General features: G+C 66.2%; 11 protein-coding genes. 5 read left to right on the plus strand and 6 right to left on the minus strand.

Translation table 11 applies throughout. The annotated features are described in order from the left end of the window. Positions 1–5 precede the first annotated feature (5 nt). The 3 genes from ABQE44_RS19490 to ABQE44_RS19500 all read right to left on the minus strand — a co-directional run bounded on the left by ABQE44_RS19490 (position 6) and on the right by ABQE44_RS19500 (position 5,677). On the minus strand, positions 6–836 hold the full coding sequence (locus ABQE44_RS19490) for an SDR family NAD(P)-dependent oxidoreductase (protein WP_448393449.1): 831 nt from the start codon (positions 834–836) through the stop codon (positions 6–8). A 143-nt stretch (positions 837–979) separates the two neighbouring features. Next, positions 980–4,720: a multifunctional oxoglutarate decarboxylase/oxoglutarate dehydrogenase thiamine pyrophosphate-binding subunit/dihydrolipoyllysine-residue succinyltransferase subunit gene (locus ABQE44_RS19495; RefSeq protein WP_448393580.1), complete on the minus strand. Its 3,741-nt coding sequence runs from the start codon at positions 4,718–4,720 to the stop codon at positions 980–982. A gap of 204 nt (positions 4,721–4,924) precedes the next feature. Continuing rightward, positions 4,925–5,677 carry a hypothetical protein gene (locus tag ABQE44_RS19500; RefSeq protein ID WP_448393450.1) on the minus strand — a complete coding sequence of 251 codons (753 nt, stop codon included), beginning with the start codon at positions 5,675–5,677 and terminating at the stop codon, positions 4,925–4,927. Positions 5,678–5,822: 145 nt separating this feature from the next. Between ABQE44_RS19500 and ABQE44_RS19505 the strand changes: the two genes are divergently transcribed. After that, entirely contained in the window at positions 5,823–7,127 is a 1,305-nt protein-coding gene (locus ABQE44_RS19505) for a multidrug effflux MFS transporter (protein ID WP_448393451.1), read from the plus strand. Positions 7,128–7,215: 88 nt separating this feature from the next. Beyond that, positions 7,216–9,333 (plus strand): MFS transporter, encoded by a 2,118-nt coding sequence (locus tag ABQE44_RS19510; protein ID WP_448431422.1) that lies wholly within the window; start codon positions 7,216–7,218, stop codon positions 9,331–9,333. A 20-nt stretch (positions 9,334–9,353) separates the two neighbouring features. On the opposite strand, the gene ABQE44_RS19515 is transcribed toward ABQE44_RS19510, so the two are convergent. Beyond that, positions 9,354–10,706: an FAD-binding oxidoreductase gene (locus ABQE44_RS19515; RefSeq protein ID WP_448393453.1), complete on the minus strand. Its 1,353-nt coding sequence runs from the start codon at positions 10,704–10,706 to the stop codon at positions 9,354–9,356. Further along, a complete protein-coding gene (locus ABQE44_RS19520) occupies positions 10,703–14,128 on the minus strand; it encodes a TM0106 family RecB-like putative nuclease (RefSeq protein WP_448393454.1) in 3,426 nt (1,141 codons plus the stop codon). Before ABQE44_RS19520 ends, ABQE44_RS19515 begins: the two co-directional genes overlap by 4 nt. Positions 14,129–14,318: 190 nt before the next feature. Here ABQE44_RS19520 and ABQE44_RS19525 point away from each other — a divergent pair, with 190 nt between their 5' ends. Beyond that, positions 14,319–15,233 (plus strand): type IV toxin-antitoxin system AbiEi family antitoxin, encoded by a 915-nt coding sequence (locus tag ABQE44_RS19525; RefSeq protein ID WP_448393455.1) that lies wholly within the window; start codon positions 14,319–14,321, stop codon positions 15,231–15,233. Between the two features lie 77 nt (positions 15,234–15,310). Here ABQE44_RS19525 and ABQE44_RS19530 read toward each other — a convergent pair whose 3' ends face one another. Then, positions 15,311–15,871, minus strand: a complete 561-nt coding sequence (locus tag ABQE44_RS19530) for an LppP/LprE family lipoprotein (protein WP_448393456.1) — start codon at positions 15,869–15,871, stop codon at positions 15,311–15,313. Positions 15,872–15,993: 122 nt separating this feature from the next. Here ABQE44_RS19530 and ABQE44_RS19535 point away from each other — a divergent pair, with 122 nt between their 5' ends. After that, complete coding sequence (locus tag ABQE44_RS19535; RefSeq protein ID WP_448393457.1) at positions 15,994–17,697, plus strand: DEAD/DEAH box helicase; 1,704 nt, start codon at positions 15,994–15,996, stop codon at positions 17,695–17,697. Beyond that, positions 17,694–18,836, plus strand: a complete 1,143-nt coding sequence (locus ABQE44_RS19540) for an acyltransferase family protein (protein ID WP_448393458.1) — start codon at positions 17,694–17,696, stop codon at positions 18,834–18,836. The genes ABQE44_RS19535 and ABQE44_RS19540 overlap by 4 nt, the downstream gene beginning before the upstream one ends. Positions 18,837–18,867: the final 31 nt, after the last annotated feature.

An 18,867-nucleotide genomic window follows, 5' to 3' on the forward strand; every position in this document is an offset into this window, starting at 1 on the left:
CGCGGTCAGTGCGCGTTGGGCACCAGCCGCGACACCACCGTGTTGAACAGCCACTGATAGCCCGAACCGGTGATCCGCACGATGGCGTCGAGCACTTTGGCGTCCGGGCCGACGAGCACCCGCGGCTTGTTCCTGCGGACCGCGGAGAGGATTTCGCGTGCCGCCTTCTCCGGCGTGGTGATCGTCAGCCGGGTGTCGAAAGTCTTTGTCAGGCCTTCCCGATCGACGCCCTCGGCGGCTGTCGAGTTACGCATGATCGCGGTTTTGATGCCGCCGGGATGCACCGTAGTCACCTTCACCGGGTACTTCTTGGCGATCATCTCCTGGCGCAGCGCTTCGGTGAATCCGCGAACCGCGAACTTCGCGGAGTTGTAGGCCGCCTGCCCCGGGACCGAGAAGATGCCGAACACGCTGGAGACGTTGACGATGTGACCGTCGCCGGAGGCGATCAGGTGCGGCAGGAACGCCTTGGTGCCGTTGACCACACCCCAGAAATCGACATCCATCACGCGCTCGATGTCCTTGTACGGCGTCACCTCGACGTCGCCGACGTAGGCGATCCCGGCGTTGTTGTAGACCTGGTTGACGGTGCCGAAGTGTGCCACCACCGACTCGGCGTACAACTCGAAGGCTTCCCGTTCGGTGACGTCCAACCGGTCGGCCTTCACCGGCGCGCCGATCGCCTTGAGTTGCTGCTCGGTAGCGGCCAGTCCGTCGGTGTCGACGTCGCTGATCGCCAGCTTTGCGCCGGACCGGCCCAGTTCGATCGCCAACGCCTGCCCGATGCCTGATCCGGCGCCGGTCACCACCGCGATTTTTCCGGCGAAGCCTTCCATAGCCACTCCTCGTATCGATTGCTCCGGTCGAGGCTAGTCGGTACTCGCGGTAGCAGGTACTGGACCCCCTTGCCGGGGGCTGTCAACTAGCGGGTTGATCCCGCGGAACAGCCACCAGATGCCGGCGATCAACCCGTTAACCACTAGGGCGCAAAGGCTTCGTCGATGATCTCTTGCTGCTCGACGGCGTGTACCTTCGACGAGCCCGACGACGGCGCCGACATCGCCCGCCGCGAGATGCGCTTGATGCCGCCCAGCTTCTCGGGCAACACCTCGGGCAGCGTCAGCCCGAACGTCGGCCACGCACCCTGGTTGGCCGGCTCCTCCTGCACCCAGAAGTACTCCTCGACGTTCGGGTACCGGTCGAGCGTCTCGGCGAGCCGCCGCCGGGGCAGCGGAGCGAGCTGTTCGACGCGCACGATCGCGACGTCCTGGCGGTCGTCCTTGTTCTTGCGGGCGGCCAACTCGTAGTAGAGCTTGCCGCTGCACAACAACACCCGGCGCACCTTGCCGCGGTCACCGTCGCCCTCGGCGAACGTCGGCTCCTCGATCACCGAGCGGAACTTGGCCTCGGTGAACTCCTTGAGATCGCTGACGGCGGCCTTATTGCGCAGCATCGACTTCGGCGTGAACACGATCAGCGGGCGGTGGATGCCGTCGAGGCCGTGCCTGCGCAGCAGGTGGAAGTAGTTCGCGGGGGTCGACGGCACCGCGATCGTCATCGAACCCTCGGCCCACAGCTGCAGGAACCGCTCGATGCGGCCAGACGTGTGGTCGGGACCCTGCCCCTCGTGTCCGTGGGGCAGCAGCAGCACCACATCAGAGAGCTGACCCCACTTGGCCTCACCCGAGCTGATGAACTCGTCGATGATCGACTGCGCACCGTTGACGAAGTCGCCGAACTGCGCCTCCCACAGCACCAAGGCGTCCGGGTTGCCGACGGAGTAGCCGTATTCGAAGCCCACCGCAGCGACTTCCGAGAGCGCCGAGTCGTACACCATGAACCGGCCGCCGGTCGGGTTGCCGTCCTTGTCGACGGTCAGCAACTGCAGCGGGGAGAACTCCTCGCCGGTCTTGCGGTCGATGATCACCGAGTGCCGCTGACTGAATGTGCCGCGCCGGGTGTCCTGCCCGGACAACCGGATCAGCTTGCCTTCGGCCAAGAATGAGCCGAACGCCAGCAGTTCGGCGAACGCCCAGTCGACCTTGCCTTCGTAGGCCATCTCCCGGCGCTTCTCCAACACCGGCTTTACCCGCGGATGCACCGTGAAACCTTCCGGCATGGCAAGGTGCGCATCGCCGATACGGGCCAGCAGCGACTTGTCCACACCGGTGTGCATACCGGCGGGCACCATCTGGTCGGTCTCCACCGACGCGCTCGGAGCGATCGGGTGTTTCTCGAGTTCGCGGACCTCGTTGAACACTCGCTCCAGTTGACCCTGGTAGTCGCGTAGCGCGTCCTCAGCCTCTTTCATCGAGATGTCGCCACGGCCGATCAGCGCTTCGGTGTAGGTCTTGCGCACCCCGCGCTTGACGTCGATCGCGTCATACATCGCCGGCTGCGTCATCGACGGGTCGTCGCCTTCGTTGTGACCGCGTTTGCGGTAGCAGATCAGGTCGATGACGACGTCCTTCTTGAACTTCTGCCGGAAGTCCACGGCCAGCCGCGACACCCACACCGCGGCCTCGGGGTCGTCACCGTTGACGTGGAAGATCGGAGCCCCGATCATCTTCGCGACGTCGGTGCAGTACTCCGACGACTTGGCGTCGGAAGGCGATGTGGTGAAACCGATCTGGTTGTTGACGATGATGTGGATCGTGCCGCCCACGCCGTAACCGCGCAGCAGCGCGAGGTTGAGCGTCTCGGCGACTACGCCCTGGCCTGCGAACGCGGCGTCACCGTGCAGCATCAGCGGGACGACGGGAAATTTTTCGGACGCGTCATCGTCGCTTTCGATGTCGATCAGGTCTTGTTTGGCCCGCACCAGACCCACCAGCACCGGGTCGACCGCCTCCAGGTGTGACGGATTAGCGACCAGCGACACCTCGATGTCGTTGTCGCCGAACATCTGGATGAAGGTGCCGGTGGCACCCAGGTGGTATTTGACGTCACCGGAGCCGTGCGCCTGCGACGGGTTGAGGTTGCCCTCGAACTCGCTGAAGATCTGCGAATACGGTTTGCCGACGATGTTGGCCAACACGTTGAGCCGGCCGCGGTGCGGCATCCCGATGACCACCTCGTCGAGAGCGTGCTCGGCGCACTGGTCGATGACGGCATCCATCGCCGGGATGACGGTCTCCGCGCCTTCCAGCGAGAACCGTTTCTGCCCAACGTATTTCGTTTGCAGGAACGTCTCGAACGCCTCGGCGGCGTTGAGCCTGCTCAGGATGTACTTCTGCTGGGCGACGGTCGGCTTGTCGTGCCTGCCCTCGATGCGCTCCTGTAACCACTGCTGTTGTTCGGGTTCGAGGATGTGGGTGTACTCCACACCGATGTGGCGGCAGTACGCGTCGCGCAGCACCGCGAGCACATCGCGCAGCTTCTTGTGCTCGGCGCCGGCGAACCCGTTGACCTTGAATTCGCGGTCGAGGTCCCACAGCGTCAGACCGTGGGTCAACACGTCGAGGTCGGGGTGGCTGCGGAACCGGTCCTTGTCCAAGCGCAGCGGATCGATATCGGCCATCAGGTGGCCGCGGTTGCGGTAGTCGGCGATCAGCTCGATTACCCGGGCGTTCTTGTCCTCGATCGAATCGGGGTTGTCCGTACGCCAGCGCACCGGCTCGTAGGGGATCGCCAGCTCGCGGAAGATCTCGTCGAAGAAATCGTCGGAGAGCAACAGTTCGTGCATCGTGCGCAGGAAGTCACCCGACTCCGCGCCCTGGATGATGCGGTGGTCGTAGGTGGAGCTCAGCGTGACGAGCTTGCCGATGCCCAGATCGGCGATGCGTTCGGGGCTGGCGCCCTGAAACTCGGCCGGGTACTCCATCGCGCCGACGCCGATGATCGCACCCTGGCCGCGCATCAGCCGCGGCACCGAGTGCACGGTGCCGATGGTGCCGGGGTTGGTCAGCGAGATGGTCACCCCGGAGAAGTCGTCCATGGTCAGCTTGCCGTCGCGGGCGCGCCGCACGATGTCCTCGTATGCGGCGATGAACTGGCCAAAGCGCATGGTCTCGGACTTCTTGATGGCCGCCACCACCAGTTGGCGGTCGCCGTCCTTGCGCTGCAAGTCGATGGCGAGGCCCAGGTTGACGTGGGCCGGGGTGACGACGTGGGGTTTGCCGTCGACCTCGTCGAAGGAGCGGTTCATCCCCGGGAACTTCTTGACCGCCTGAACCAGCGCATAGCCAATCAGGTGGGTGAACGAAATCTTGCCGCCGCGGGTGCGCTTGAGGTGGTTGTTGATGACGATCCGGTTGTCGATCATCAGCTTGGCGGGGATGGCCCGCACGCTGGTGGCCGTCGGCACCTCCAGCGACGCTGACATGTTCTTGACAACCGCCGCAGCCGCGCCGCGCAGCTGCTGGGTCTCGTCGTCGTCGCCCTGCGGCGCCGTTGTCTTGGCCTTGGCGGGCTTTTCCTCGTCGCTCGTCTGCTTGGTCGACGTGCGCTGCGAGTTCTTGGATTCGGCCGGCTTTTGCTCGGACTTCTTTTCTGGCTTCTTCGGTTCGGCCTTCGGCTCCGCTTTGGGCTCCGCCTTGGCCGCAGGCACCTTCGGGGCGGGCGCGGGTGCGGGTTCCGGCGGTGAGATCGGCGCCGCGGCCCGCTGACCGTTACCGTCGGAGGCCTGGCTGTCGGTCGTCGGCTCGGGGGAGTAGTCGACCAGGAATTCATGCCAGCTGGGGTCTACCGACGAGGGATCCTCGCGGAACTTGCGATACATCTCCTCGACCAACCACTCGTTCTGTCCGAATGGTGAAGGTGAGCTCACGGTAGCTATTCGCCTCAATTCTCGCGTCACGCAAGCGCGGTCATCGCGCTTGCCAGTTCTGTGCGGTTACCCGCCTTTCCGCCGACCTAAAGGCTAGCGCCGAAGCAACGGTCAAGCCATGACAACGGCGTTATGGCCAGCGTGGGTCAGTATCGGCTAGTTCGGGGGCGCGGGCAGCACGTGCAGAGTCGACGGCCACCGCGGCGGTGGGCTGCCGAACGCCTTTTGGGCGTTGGCGACGATACGTTTGCCCATCAGCCGATTGCCTACACCACCGATGACGGCACCCACGCCCACGGGCAGCAGCTTGCCGAACGCCATCGCTCCGCGCTTCAGCGTGTAGCGCTTCACGAAATAGCGCAGCAGGCGGTTGTTCAGTTGGGACACCGCGGGTAGCGGCAACGTCGCTGCACCCTCGGCCACCCATGCGCCGCTGGTACGGCGCTTGCCGACCAGGTCGGCGAGCGCAGCCTTGCCGTCGTCGCCGACCAGGACGCCGAGCACCATGGCGCGGCGGCGTTCGTTGTGCTCGGCCGGGATTCCGTGCACCTCGGCGACGGCCAGGACATACAGCGTCGTCGCCTCCAAGAAGACCACCGTCTCACCGGCGACAGCGGACAGCGCGGCCAACGTGCCGATGCCGGGCACCGCGGCCGCCGAGCCGACGGCCGTACCGCTGGCGACCACCGCCGCCAGATACTGCGTCTCGAGCTTCTTGATGATCTCCGCGGGTGTCGCGTCAGGATTGCGTTCGCGGATACGGTTGACATAAGCCTGAACCGCGGGTGCCTGCACGCGTGAACCGCGCTCGAGGATGCCGGAGAGCACCTTGGCGGCAGCGCCCGGATTCTCTGGGCTGGCGTCGCCGGGATCGGGCAGCTGTTTGTTGGCCTTTGACCAGGCACTCATTGGCGGCCTCCCTGTCCGAACGCCGAATTATTCAGGCTATCCGCTTCACCTAACGAACCACCGCGCGCCGGCGTGCCCGCGGTGATTGCCCTCACTGTGTGCCCGATTGGGAAGAAAATATTGAGAAGCGACGCTAACCACTTTCATGGCAACATCACCGGCTGTGGACCTGACGCGCGCGGACTCCGAGATCTCGCGAACCAACGCGCCCAGCCGAACCCGGATGATCCTCGTGCTGGGCGTGATGGTGGCGCTCGGCCCGCTCACCATCGACATGTACCTGCCGGCGCTGCCTGACATCGGTGAACAGCTCGGGGTGTCATCGTCGGTCGCGCAACTCACCCTCACCGGAACGCTGGCGGGTCTGGCGCTGGGCCAGCTGATCGTGGGGCCGCTGTCAGACTCGCTGGGCCGGCGTCGTCCGCTGATGGTCGGCATCGTGCTGCACATGGCGGCGTCGCTGCTGTGCATGCTCGCGCCCAACATCACCGTGCTGGGTGTGGCCCGCGGGATGCAGGGCATGGGTGCTGCCGCCGCCGCGGTGGTCGCCGTCGCCGTGGTCGGTGACCTGTTCGCCGGCTCGGCTGCGGCCACCGTGATGTCGCGGCTGATCCTGGTGCTGGGGGTCGCGCCGGTGTTGGCGCCATCGCTCGGTGCCGCGGTGTTGCTGAAAGGCTCCTGGCCGTGGGTGTTCGCCGCGCTGGTCGCGATGGCCGGCGCACTGCTGTTGGTCGCGGCGTTGGCGCTGCCAGAAACCCTTCCGGTGTCGCACCGCAGGCCGCTGAAGCTGCGCAGCATCGCTGCCACATACGGCCAACTGCTGCGCGACGTGCGTTTCGTCGTCGCCGTCGTGGTCGCTGCGCTGAGCATGTCGGGGTTGTTCGCCTACATATCGGGGGCGCCGTTCGTGCTGCAGGGTCGCTACGGCCTCGACGAGCAGGCGTTCGCGCTGGTGTTCGCCGCAGGTGCAATCGCGCTGATCGGCTCCACACAGTTCAACGTCGTGCTGCTGCGCCGGTTCGCCCCGCAAGCCATCATGCTGTGGGCGCTGGTGGCCGCGACGGCAGCCGGGGCCGTGTTCATCACGCTCTCGCTCACCGGGTTCGGTGGGGTGCTGGGCTTCGTGATCCCGGTGTGGGCGATCCTCGGAGCCATGGGTCTGGTGCTGCCCAATGCGCCGGCGGTGGCGTTGACGCGGCATCCGGAGGCCTCGGGTACGGCGGCGTCGCTGCTCGGCGCGGCACAGTTCGGGTTGGGCGCGGTGGTGGCCCCGTTGGTCGGCGTGCTCGGCAACGACGAGATCGCGCTCGCTCTGGTGATGACGATGGGTATGGTGGTCGCGTTGTTCGCGTTGGCCTCCACGCTGCGCGGCGGATATCACGCCGATGGTGTGTCGGCGGTCGAACGCGCGGACGGAGTCACCGGCGACGTCGTCCCTGAACCCGCCTGACCTTAGGTGCACGTGTGAGCCCCGACTTGTCGGGACCACGCAAGCTCCGTAGCGTCGGCTGGACCGTCACGTAGCTAGTCGACTCGAGATGTCCCTGAACCTCATTCGCCGGCCCGCCGGCCTAACCTCCGCGGTGCGGCGGGGATTCGGCGGTCTGCTGCCGCGCGACCCCGAGTCCCGCAACGCATGGCGCGCGCTGTGGGCGATGATGGTCGGCTTCTTCATGATTCTGGTCGACGCGACCATCGTGGCGGTCGCCAATCCGTCGCTGATGGACCAGCTGGGCGCCGACTACGACGCGGTCATCTGGGTCACCAGCGCCTACCTGCTGGCGTATGCGGTGCCGCTGTTGGTGGCCGGTCGCCTCGGTGACCGGTTCGGCCCGAAGAACCTCTACCTGATCGGGTTGTCCGTCTTCACCGCCGCCTCGCTGTGGTGCGGGCTGTCCGACACGATCGGGATGCTCGTCGCCGCGCGGGTGCTGCAGGGGGTGGGCGCGTCGTTGTTGACGCCACAAACCCTGTCGACGATCACGCGGATCTTCCCAGCCGACCGTCGCGGCGTCGCGATGGGCGTGTGGGGGGCGACCGCGGGTGTCGCGACGTTGGTCGGCCCGTTGGCCGGTGGGTTTCTGGTCGACGGCCTCGGCTGGCAGTGGATCTTTTTCGTCAACGTGCCGGTCGGCGTCTTCGGGATCGTTCTGGCCGCGCGGCTGGTACCCGAACTACCTACGAACAAGCAGCCGTTCGACGTACCGGGCGTGCTGCTGTCCGGTATCGGCATGTTCATGATCGTGTACGCGCTGCAGGAAGGGCAGGCCCACGAGTGGGCGCCGTGGGTGTGGGGCGCCATCGCCGGCGGTGTCGGGTTCATGGCAGCGTTCTTGATCTGGCAGTCGGTCAACACTGCCGAACCGCTCGTCCCGCTGGCGATCTTCGGCGACCGCGACTTCGCCCTGTCCAACCTCGGTGTGGCCACGATCGGTTTCGTCGTGACCGCGATGATGGTGCCGGTCATGTTCTACGCCCAGGCGGTGTGCGGGCTCACCCCGACCCGCTCGGGTCTGCTGATGGCGCCGATGGCGATCCTCAGCGGTGTGCTGGCGCCGTTCGTCGGCAAAATCGTCGACCGGTCGCATCCTCGGCCGGTGGTGGGTTTCGGGTTCTCTCTACTGGCCATTTCGGTGACGTGGCTGTCGATCGAGATGACGCCGACGACGCCAATCTGGCGGATCGCGGTGCCGTTGGCGGTGACCGGTGTGAGCATGGCCTTCATCTGGTCGCCGCTGGCCGCCACCGCCACCCGCAATTTGGCGATCGACCGCGCCGGTGCGGGTTCGGGTGTCTACAACGCCACGCGCCAGGTCGGGTCGGTGTTGGGCAGCGCCGGTATCGCGGCGTTCATGACGTGGCGGATCGGCGCGGTGATGCCGCCGGCGGCCGACCAGGCCACCGAGACCTCGGGCGTCATGGAACTGCCGAGTTTCCTTCACGAATCGTTCGCCGCGGCGATGTCGCAGGCGATGTTGTTGCCGGCGTTCATCGCGTTGTTCGGTGTGGTGCTGGCGCTGTTCCTCGTCGGCTTCGAGAGCGACCCAGTCGCCGACGACGTCGTCGATCCCGATGCCAGCGCCGGTCTGGCGGTCGACTACGGCGGCGACGAGACGTTCGTCGACGATGACGACGACTATCTCGAGTACACGGTGTCCTGGGATGAGCCCGGACCAGTACCAGTGGCACCCGATGCCGCCGAGTCGCCGACGGACCCGATCCCGGCGCGCGCCACGCCGCCGTCGCACACGCCTCGCGCGTCGCGGTACTGGCAGAACGACACAGCGGCCGAACCCGAGACCGACGAGCGTGAATCCTGGCGCGCTGTCTTGGATCTGCTCGACGACGTTCCTTCGGTGCCCGCTACGTCGCCGGAGCCCGAGCCGATCGGGCATGCGCACAACGGGTTTCACGTCGACGATCAGCGAAGGTTCAAGCCGACGGGCCGACGGCCGCTGGCCGAGCCGCGGTCGTCGGTGGCCGACGCGTACGAGATGGCGACCGGCCACCACTATCGGCGCCCGCGACATCGCCGGTCGGATGAGGCGAACGAGTCACGCTCGTTCTGGTTTCAGTCGCACGGCAGGCATTCCCGCGACGAGGATCCCGACGACCGGCGGCATTCCGGCAGACATTCGCTGCCATGGAACGAATGAACGGCGCACCGACGGTGCGGTCAGGTGCCGAAGAGCACTGCGGGGTTGAGGTATCCGGTCGGGTCGAAGGCCGTTTTCACCGCCCGCATGGCCGCGATGTCGGCGTCGGTGCGTGACATCGAGAGGTAGTCGCGCTTGCGGGTGCCGACGCCGTGCTCGGAGCTGACGTTGCCGCCCAGTCGTGCGATCAGCGCCATCATCACCGAGTACAGGTTCTGCTCTGCGTCCGGGCCGCAACGCAACACGTTCAGATGTAGGTTGCCCTCGCCGATGTGGCCGAAAAGCACCGGGATCGCCTCGGGTGCGTGCTCGGTGACGAGTTGTGCCGCGTTCCCGGCGAACTCTGCTACGCTCGAAAGCGGCAGCGAGACATCGAATTTCAACGGTGGGCCGTACACTCCGAGCACCTCGGCGACCGCTTCGCGCACTTGCCACAACCGCTGCTGCGCGGCTACATCGACACCGACCGCCGGCTCACCGGACAGCCGGGACCCGTCGAGCGCATCGGCCAGCCGCTCGGTCTGGTCATCCCAGTCGCCGGCCAGTTCGATCAGCAGCTGCCAGGCACCGTCGACGGGGGCGGGCACGCCGACGTGTTCGGCGGTCAACGCGCTCGCGCGGGCGTCGATCAACTCCAATGCCGCGATACCGTCGAAATCGCGGAACATATGGCCGGTTTCGATGAGCGCGTCCAGGTCGGCGAACCCGCAGATCGCCGTCACCCGGTGTCGCGGCGCGGGGTGCAGCCGCAGATCCAGTCCGGTGATGACGCCGAGCGTGCCCTCGGCGCCGATGAACAGGGACCGCAGGTCGTATCCGGTGTTGTCCATCCGCACCAGGCTGTGTCGGTGCAGGACGGTGCCGTCGGGCAGCGCAACCTCCAATCCGATCACCTGTTCACCCATGTTGCCGTAGCGCACGGTGCGCAGCCCGCCGGCGTTCGTGGACGCCATGCCGCCGACAGTGGCCGAATCCCGCGCCGCTAGATCGACTCCGAACACCAGGCCCGACGCGGCTGCGGCGCGCTGCGCCTCGGCCAGCGTCACGCCGGCGCCGACGGTGATGCGCCGCTCGACGACGTCGATATCACCGACGTCGCGCAGCCGTTCGGTGGAGAGCAGCACGTCGTCGTGTTCGGGCACCGTGCCGGCGACCAGGGAGGTGCGCCCGCCCTGCACGGTGACGCAGACGCCCGCGTCACGGCAGGTGCGCAGCACCGCGGCGACCTCGTCGGCAGTGCCCGGCCGCACCAGGATGCTGGCCCGGCCCCGGTACCGCCCGGTGTGGTCGACGCTGCGCCCGGCCAGCACGTCGGGGTCGGTGCTCACATGCGCGGCGCCGACGATCGCGGCCAGCCGGTCGGTCAAGCTCACCCCGTGGGTGTATCACACGGCGCCAGCGCGAGAAACGCACCCAACTCGACCAAGCCCGAAGGGCTGCTGGGCAGGTAGTCGGTCAGCAGCGGTGAGCGCACGATCACCGTGCGGTACATGGCTCGACTGATCGCCACGTTCAGCCGGTTTCGATTCAGCAGGAACGGCATCCCGCGCGGGATGTCCTCGATCGCCGAGGCCGTCATCGAGACAAACACCACGGGCGCTTCGCGGCCCTGGAGTTTGTCGACAGTGCCGACGAGTACGTCGCCAAGTCCGGCTTCCTGCAGTTCGGACCGCAGTTGCAGCACCTGGGCGTTGTAGGGGGCGACGACGAGCACATCGCTCTGCGTCAACCGCCGTGGTTTGCCATCTGTCCATTGCGCTCCGATCATCGACCTGATCTCGGCGGCGATCACCGACGCTTCCTCCGGGCTGCACGTCGAGCGGCCCTCGTGGTGCACGCAGAGGGTATGTACCCCGGGCGGGTATCCGGCCAATGTGCGTGCGGAGGTCTTCGGGTGCGGAATCAGCCGATTGTCGTAGGACAGAGCGGAATCCACACGGCACAGATCAGGATGCATGCGGTGGGTCTGCTCGAGGAAGTAGCCGTATTTCGCGGGCAGCACGTCGTGGCCTTCCATCAACCAGCCGAGCGCCGAATGGTTGATCGGTTCGGGGTGGATGCCGGTTGATACCTGACCGAGCTGTTGCGGGTCGCCGAGCAACATGATGTTGCGCGCACCGCGAGCAACGGCGATCGTGAAGCCCAGGGAGAACTGACCCGCCTCATCGATGGCGATCAGGTCGAGGCAGTCCTGCGCCACCCGGTTGTCGTTGGCGAAATCCCATGCGGTGCCACCGATCACACACGCGCCATGCTGGGTGAGGTAGTCGGCATGGTCATCCTCGCCGATCACCGTGAAACGATCCGTTCCCGTCGAGTCGCGGCTCGCCTTCTTGGCGACCAGAGCAGGGTCGACACCGGCCTCGACGATCTTGTTGAGCAGATGCGCGACGACGGAGTGTGACTGCGCGACGACACCGACGCACCAACCGTGGTCGTTGACCAATGACTTGATGACGCGCGCGGCCGTGTACGTCTTGCCGGTGCCGGGTGGACCGTGCACGGCGACGTAGGACCTGTCGAGGTCCAATACGGCTGCGGTGATCGATGCGATGTTGTCGCCGAGACGGGGCAGCCCAGCACCTGATTTCGTGGTCGGTGTTGCGCGGCAGAGGATGTCGACGACGGCGCGCCGCGGTAGCCGACCGTCGGCGACGGTGGTTGCCGCCTCCGTCGCCAGCGCCTCGATCGCTTCCTCGAGCTTGTCGGTCGGGATCGGTACGGCCGGAGCGAGTGCCATCGGCAACTGATCGAACTGTCCGGTATTGATTTCCAGTTCTTCTACGAAAACCTCGACGGGTACACCTTCGACTTCGGTTACATCTTCTACCGTCACCTGGTGGTTCGCGCGGCGGTCGGGGTGTTCATCGTCGAGACCCGCGGGCGCAGGGCGGTCGTAGAGCGCCTGAGGTTTGCTGTCGAGTGTCCCGCCTTGTAGCACCCCGGTTAGCCGTAGCTTCCTGCGGTGCTTTCGCTTTCTCGGTGGCTTGTGCCAATCCTGTTCGACGACAGCTTCCTCGACGAGGAAGACCCCCGACGTATCGCCCCATTCGTCAACGGGATGGTTCAGCCTTTGGAAATGATTCCACCAGTAAGGCTTTTTCTCGCGAGGTAGGTAGCCGCGGGCGGCTTGGATCAGCGCTGCGGCGCATTGTTGCGGTGTGCGTTCGATGTCGACACCGTCGCCGGCGAAATCCATCAGCTTTTGCGCCGTCTCGTCGGGCGGCGGCAGGGTGTCGCGCTTTTCGACGGGGCGGGTCAGATGAGTGACCCCGTTTTCAAAGGCCCGCAGTAACAACCAGTCTCGTAGTCGTCGGGTCGAACGGCAGTCGTACTCGTTGTAGTCCTCGATCTCCTTGAGCACTCCAGCGGCCTCGTCGGTGCGGTCCTCGTCGAGAAGTGTGCGGTAGCGCTCGTACTGGGTGATCGACGCAGCGGCGTTGGTGACCTCGCCGGTGCGGAGTTCTGAACCCATGTACAGCGGTTCCAGAGCCTTCAGTGAGTACGACGGTGCGCCGACCCGCAGGCTGCTTCGGACAATGGGGAACAGGTCGACCAACACCTCCTGGCGCAGCAGCTCGTCGACCTCGTCTTCCCCCACCCCGTACCTGGCGGCCAACTCCAACAGCTTGGTGCGTTCGTACGCTGCGTAATGGTAGATGTGCATGTCGGGAAACCTCTTGCGGCGCTTGCGCACTAGTGCGAGAAAGTCGGTGAACGCCTTGCGCTCGGAGCGGCGGTCCTCAGCCCACAGCGGCGTGAAGTTGTCTGCCGTGTCGAGCACACCCCACATGTACTCCAGGCCCCAGGTGACACCGTCGTCGGTCCACAGCGGGTCGCCCTCGAAGTCGAAGAACAGATCACCGCGGCTCTTGGCGGGAAGCGCGCCGAGCGCGTCGACATCGGCAAACTCGAACTGCGGTGTCCCCGTGTCGCGTTGGGTGACCTGCAGGCGTGCCTGGGTGCGGAGGCCAGCGAGGGTGCTGGCCGCCATGCCGTCGACCGGACCGGTCGAACGGGCCAGCTTCGCGACGGTGTCGATGCCCTCGGCCATAAGCGTGTCACGCTGCGACGACCGCAAGCCGGCCACCAGCAGCACATCGTCGTCGTCGACGACGTTGGGTACACAGCACTCGCAGCGCATACACGCACCCACCACAGGATCGGCCCAGGCGACCGGTGCGCCGGATGCGAAGTGGGTGTCAAGCAGGTCGCGCAGGCGGTCACGCTGCTGGCGGTACACCGGGATCAGGTTGTCGACCGGATAGTCGACGGTGGTGCGGTCGCCCAGGATCAGCCCGGCGGTGTCGGCGATCGGCACTTGCATCCGGCGAAGCGCGTCAGCGTAACCGGCGATCTGAAGGAGCGCCTGAATTTTCGCGCTGCGGGCGAGTTTGGAGTCCAACACTCGGTAGCGGTCACCGTCTAGCACGACGAAGTCGGCGAACCCGACGAAGCGATCGTCGAACACCACCGCTTGGTAGACGACTGGTGGACGCCGGGCGAACGCTTCGGCTGTCGCGCGCGCAGCGCTTTCGAACGCAGCTCGCGAGTAAGCGGGCCGCCCGATCCGGACCACACCGTCGCCGTGGCGTGCGATGAACTCGTCGAGGATGCGTTGTTCGTGTGCGTCGCCAAGTTCGCTGGTGCGCCGGAGCAACTCGTCATCCTCGGTTTCGACCGCGGGGCCGCGGCCCAACTTCGCGTCGAATGCACGCAGCAGCGCGTACTCACAGCGCGACGCCGCCGCGAGGTCTGAGGCGCTGTAGATGACATGGCCGTCGGTGACGAACACGCTGCCACTGTAGGCGAGCTTACTGACACCCCCTGTCGGCGCGAACGTGGATTACCCGCACGTCGAAGCCGCGTCGGGCGCGCATCGAGGCCACACTCGTCGATCCCCAACGCCGTACTCATCCACAGCCCGCGGCCTCGCCACCGTCGCACCGGCCGATTGTGTGAGACCCAACGCCGACATTCGGCGCATGAACACGAAACCCCTGCCGTTCATCGGCACTGAGGCGCTGGCGGCCGGCCTGGTAACCAGGCGCACGCTGGTCAGCGGCCACGACATGATCTATCGCAACGTCTACCTGCCGAAAGGCGTGGAGCTGACGCCGGACAGACGAGCGATGGCCGCATGGCTGTGGTCCAACCGCAACGCCACTCTGGCCGGAATGTCCGCATCGGCGCTGTACGGCTCACGATGGATCAGCGGCGAGTTACCCGCCGAGTTGATTCGCACCGAGGCCTGCCCCGTCGAGGGAATCGTCATTCACCGGAACAAATTGCGGGATGACGAGGTCGGCGTTGCTGATGGAATGCCGGTGACCACGCCGGCCCGGACTGCATTCGACATCGGACGCAGAAGGGGACTCGAGAGGGCGGTCGTCCGGATCGATGCGCTGGCCCAAGCCACCGGGCTCAAGGCGGTCGACGTCGAGCGTCTCGCCGAAACCCGTCGCGGTGCCCGCGGCATCGTGCAACTGCGCCGGGTGTGGGAACTTATGGATGGCGGTTCCGAATCGCCGCAGGAAACGCGGACGCGCCTGCTGTTGGTAGCGGCCTGTTTTCCGCGGCCACAAACGCAGATCCTCGTCGTCGACGAGCACGGGAGATACATCGGCCGCGTCGACATGGGGTGGGAGGATTTCAAAGTCGGCGTCGAATATGACGGCCCGCAACACTGGGAGGACCCTGAGCAGTACGCCCACGACATCGACCGGCTGGCTGAACTGGCGGCTCAGGGGTGGCTGATCATCCGGGTGAGTCGGGATCTCTTCCGCTATCGGCCGCATGTCTTCTTGGCCCGTGTGCAGGAGGCTATGCGCGCAAGAGCTTGGCCGCACGCAGACAAGGTCCGGCTCGACGCACGGATCTCTTGGCTTGAGCTCCGTTAGGCCGCCGAGTGTGGCCTAAATGCACGCGTTTTCGCGCGCACGTGTGCTGGTAACCCACGTTCGCCCCGAAATAGGGGCTACCCCGGGGCGTTGCCGATCAACTCGACGCCGTTGCCGTTCCACCGGAACTTCACCACGCTGTCCAGGCCGGGCACCCCGTTGGAATACCGCAGCGCGACGGTGTCGCCGGTGCTGGCGCTCGGATCGATGCCGTTGAAACCGTAAGTGGCAGGCACCCCGTCGGGAATGAACTTGCCGAGGTGGAACATCACCGCGCGGGTGTTGGGGTTTTCGGCGTTGGTGTTGGCTTTGACGATCACCACCGACAGCTGCGCGCACTCGTTGTAGTTACCGGCCAGCGGCTCCGGGCTCCACCCTTGGTTGCTGCGCGGGTCGCGAGGCAACTCCGAAACCGCCTGAGCGATCTCCGGTGCGGCGAGGTCGACCTCGCACGGGTCCGCTGCCGCCGTCGTGGTCGGTGCCGCCGCCGGCAGCGACGACGGCGCCGACGCCGCGGACGTCGGGGGAGGTGCCGTGGGGCCCGGTGTCTTCGAGACGGTGGAGTCGCCTGCCCCGCAGCCGGCGAGCAGAACCGTCACGACACCGATGAGACTGCAGAACCGAACCGTGCACTTCACCTAATCCACCCTCGCAAATCGTGTCGGACAGATCGCGGCGACACACCGGCGTGCGGTGACGGAAGTGACGACTGGGCCGCGTGGCGAATTGGGCAGGTGACGGGCATTAGAATCGCTACCTGATGACGTCCTCTGAGTCGGATCCGAACCAGGCACCTCCGACTGCCGAACTGACCTTTTCTGACCTGCAGATTCACCCGGCGGTGCTGCAGGCTGTCGTGGACGTCGGCTACGAGTCGCCGTCGGCGATCCAGGCCGACACCATTCCGGCGATGATGGCCGGCTCCGACGTCGTCGGCCTGGCCCAGACCGGCACCGGTAAGACGGCCGCCTTCGCCATCCCGATCCTGTCGAAGATCGACCCTGCCAGCCGCGCCACTCAGGCGCTCGTACTGGCACCGACGCGCGAGTTGGCGCTGCAGGTGGCTGAGGCGTTCGGCCGCTACGGCGCGCACCTGCCCCAGATCAACGTGCTGCCCATCTACGGCGGCTCGTCCTACGGCCCCCAGTTGGCGGGCCTCAAGCGCGGGGCGCAGGTCGTCGTCGGCACGCCCGGCCGGGTGATCGATCACCTGGAGAAGGGCCGACTGGACCTGTCGCACCTCGACTACCTGGTGCTCGACGAGGCCGACGAGATGCTGCAGATGGGCTTCGCCGAAGACGTCGAGCGCATCCTCGCCGATACCCCGGAGTACAAGCAGGTGGCGTTGTTCTCGGCGACCATGCCGCCCGCGATCCGCAAGATCACCACCAAGTATCTACACGACCCGGTCGAGGTCACGGTCAAGGCGAAAACTGCTACCGCCGAGAACATTTCGCAGCGCTACATCCAGGTCGCCGGGCACCGCAAGATGGATGCGCTGACCCGGGTGCTCGAGGTGGAAGAGGGCGACGCGATGATCGTGTTCGTCCGCACCAAGCAGGCCACCGAAGAAGTGGCCGAACGCCTGCGGGCGCGAGGCTTTTCCGCGGCCGCCATCAACGGCGACATCCCGCAGGCGCAGCGGGAACGCACGATCGCCGCGCTGAAAGACGGCAGCATCGACATCCTCGTCGCCACCGATGTGGCCGCGCGCGGGCTGGACGTGGAACGGATCAGCCACGTCCTGAACTACGACATCCCGCACGACACCGAGTCCTACGTGCACCGCATCGGCCGCACCGGCCGCGCCGGCCGCTCGGGTGCCGCGCTGTTGTTCGTCACGCCCAGAGAGCGCCATCTGCTCAAGGCCATCGAAAAGGCCACCCGCTCCAAGCTCGTCGAAACCGACCTGCCGAGCGTCGAAGACGTCAACGCCCAGCGCGTCGCGAAGTTCCGCGACTCGATCACCGAGGCACTCAACGCGCCCGGCGTCGACCTGTTCCGCAGCATGATCGAGGACTACGAGCGCGAAAACGACGTTCCGATGGTTGATATCGCCGCCGCACTGGCGGTGCAGTCCCGCGACGGCGAGCAGTTCCTGATGTCCGAACCGCCCCCGGAGAAGCGTCGCCGCGACGAGCGCCCGGAGCGGCCCGACCGCGGCCCCAAGCAACCCCGTCGAGCCGGGCAGAACTTCGCCACCTACCGCATCGCCGTGGGTAAGCGGCACAAGGTGAGCCCTGGCGCGATCGTCGGCGCCATCGCCAACGAGGGTGGCCTGCACCGCAGCGACTTCGGCCACATCTCGATCCGCGTCGATCATTCGCTGGTCGAGCTGCCGGCCAAACTGTCGCGCGAGACGGTGAAGGCCCTGGAGCGCACCCGCATTCAGGGCGTTTTGATCAACTTGCAACCCGACCGTCCGCCACGCAAGGGCGGGAAACCCCCTCGCCGATCGAAATGACGCTGTCGCGCGGGGTGGATGCGCAGGGCGGCCTGGAGTCCATCAGTAGGCCCGAGCGGGTCGCCTCGCTCACCGGGATCCGCGCGGTCGCTGCCCTGCTGGTCATGGCTACCCACGCCGCCTATACCACGGGTAAGTACCCGCAGGGATACGTCGGTCTGGTGTATTCGCGGATGGAGATCGGTGTGCCGATCTTCTTCGTGCTCAGCGGTTTTCTGCTCTTCGGGGCGTGGGTCAAGGCCGCCGCCGCGGACAAACCGCCGCCCTCATCCCGCCGCTATGCCTGGCGCCGGGTGCGCCGCATCATGCCGGCGTACGTCGTCACGGTGCTGGCGGCCTACCTCGTCTACCACTTCCGCACCGCGGGACCCAATCCCGGCCACACCTGGGAGGGGTTGTTCCGCAACCTGACGCTCACCCAGATCTACACCGACCACTATCTGTATTCGTTTCTGCACCAGGGCCTTACGCAGATGTGGAGCTTGGCGGTCGAGGTGGCGTTCTACGCTGTGCTCCCGCTGTTGGCCTGGCTGCTGCTCGTGGTGCTGTGCCGGCGGCGCTGGCGGCCGGGCCTGCTGGTGGTCGGCCTCGGTGGGCTCGCGCTGATCTCGCCCGCGTGGCTGGTGCTGGTGCACACCACCGACTTCCTGCCCGACGGGGCGGCGTTGTGGTTGCCGACGTATCTGGTGTGGTTCATCGGCGGAATGGTGCTGGCGGCGTTGCAGCCACTGGGTGTGCGGGCGTACGCGCTGGCTTGTGTTCCGTTGGCGGTGGTGTGCTATTTCATCGTCTCCACCCCGATCGCCGGGGAGCCCACCACCTCGCCGACCGAGCTGCGTGAGGCGTTGGCCAAGACCGCGTTCTACGCGGTGATCGCGACGTTGCTGGTGGCGCCGCTGGCGTTGGGGGATCGCGGGCTGTACTCGAGGTTCCTTGCCAGTCGCCCGATGGTGTTCCTCGGCGAGATCTCCTACGAGATCTTCCTGATCCACCTGATCACGATGGAGCTGGTGATGGTGGAGATCGTGCGCTATCCGATCTACACCGGCTCGGTTTTCTGGCTGTTCGTGCTCACGTTCATCGTCACGGTGCCGTTGTCCTGGCTGTTGCACCGGTTCACCCGGGTGCGCGACCGTTAGCGGAATATTAGGTTAAGCTGCCCTAAGAAAT

It is taken from the genome of Mycolicibacterium sp. XJ2546, from assembly GCF_053483195.1.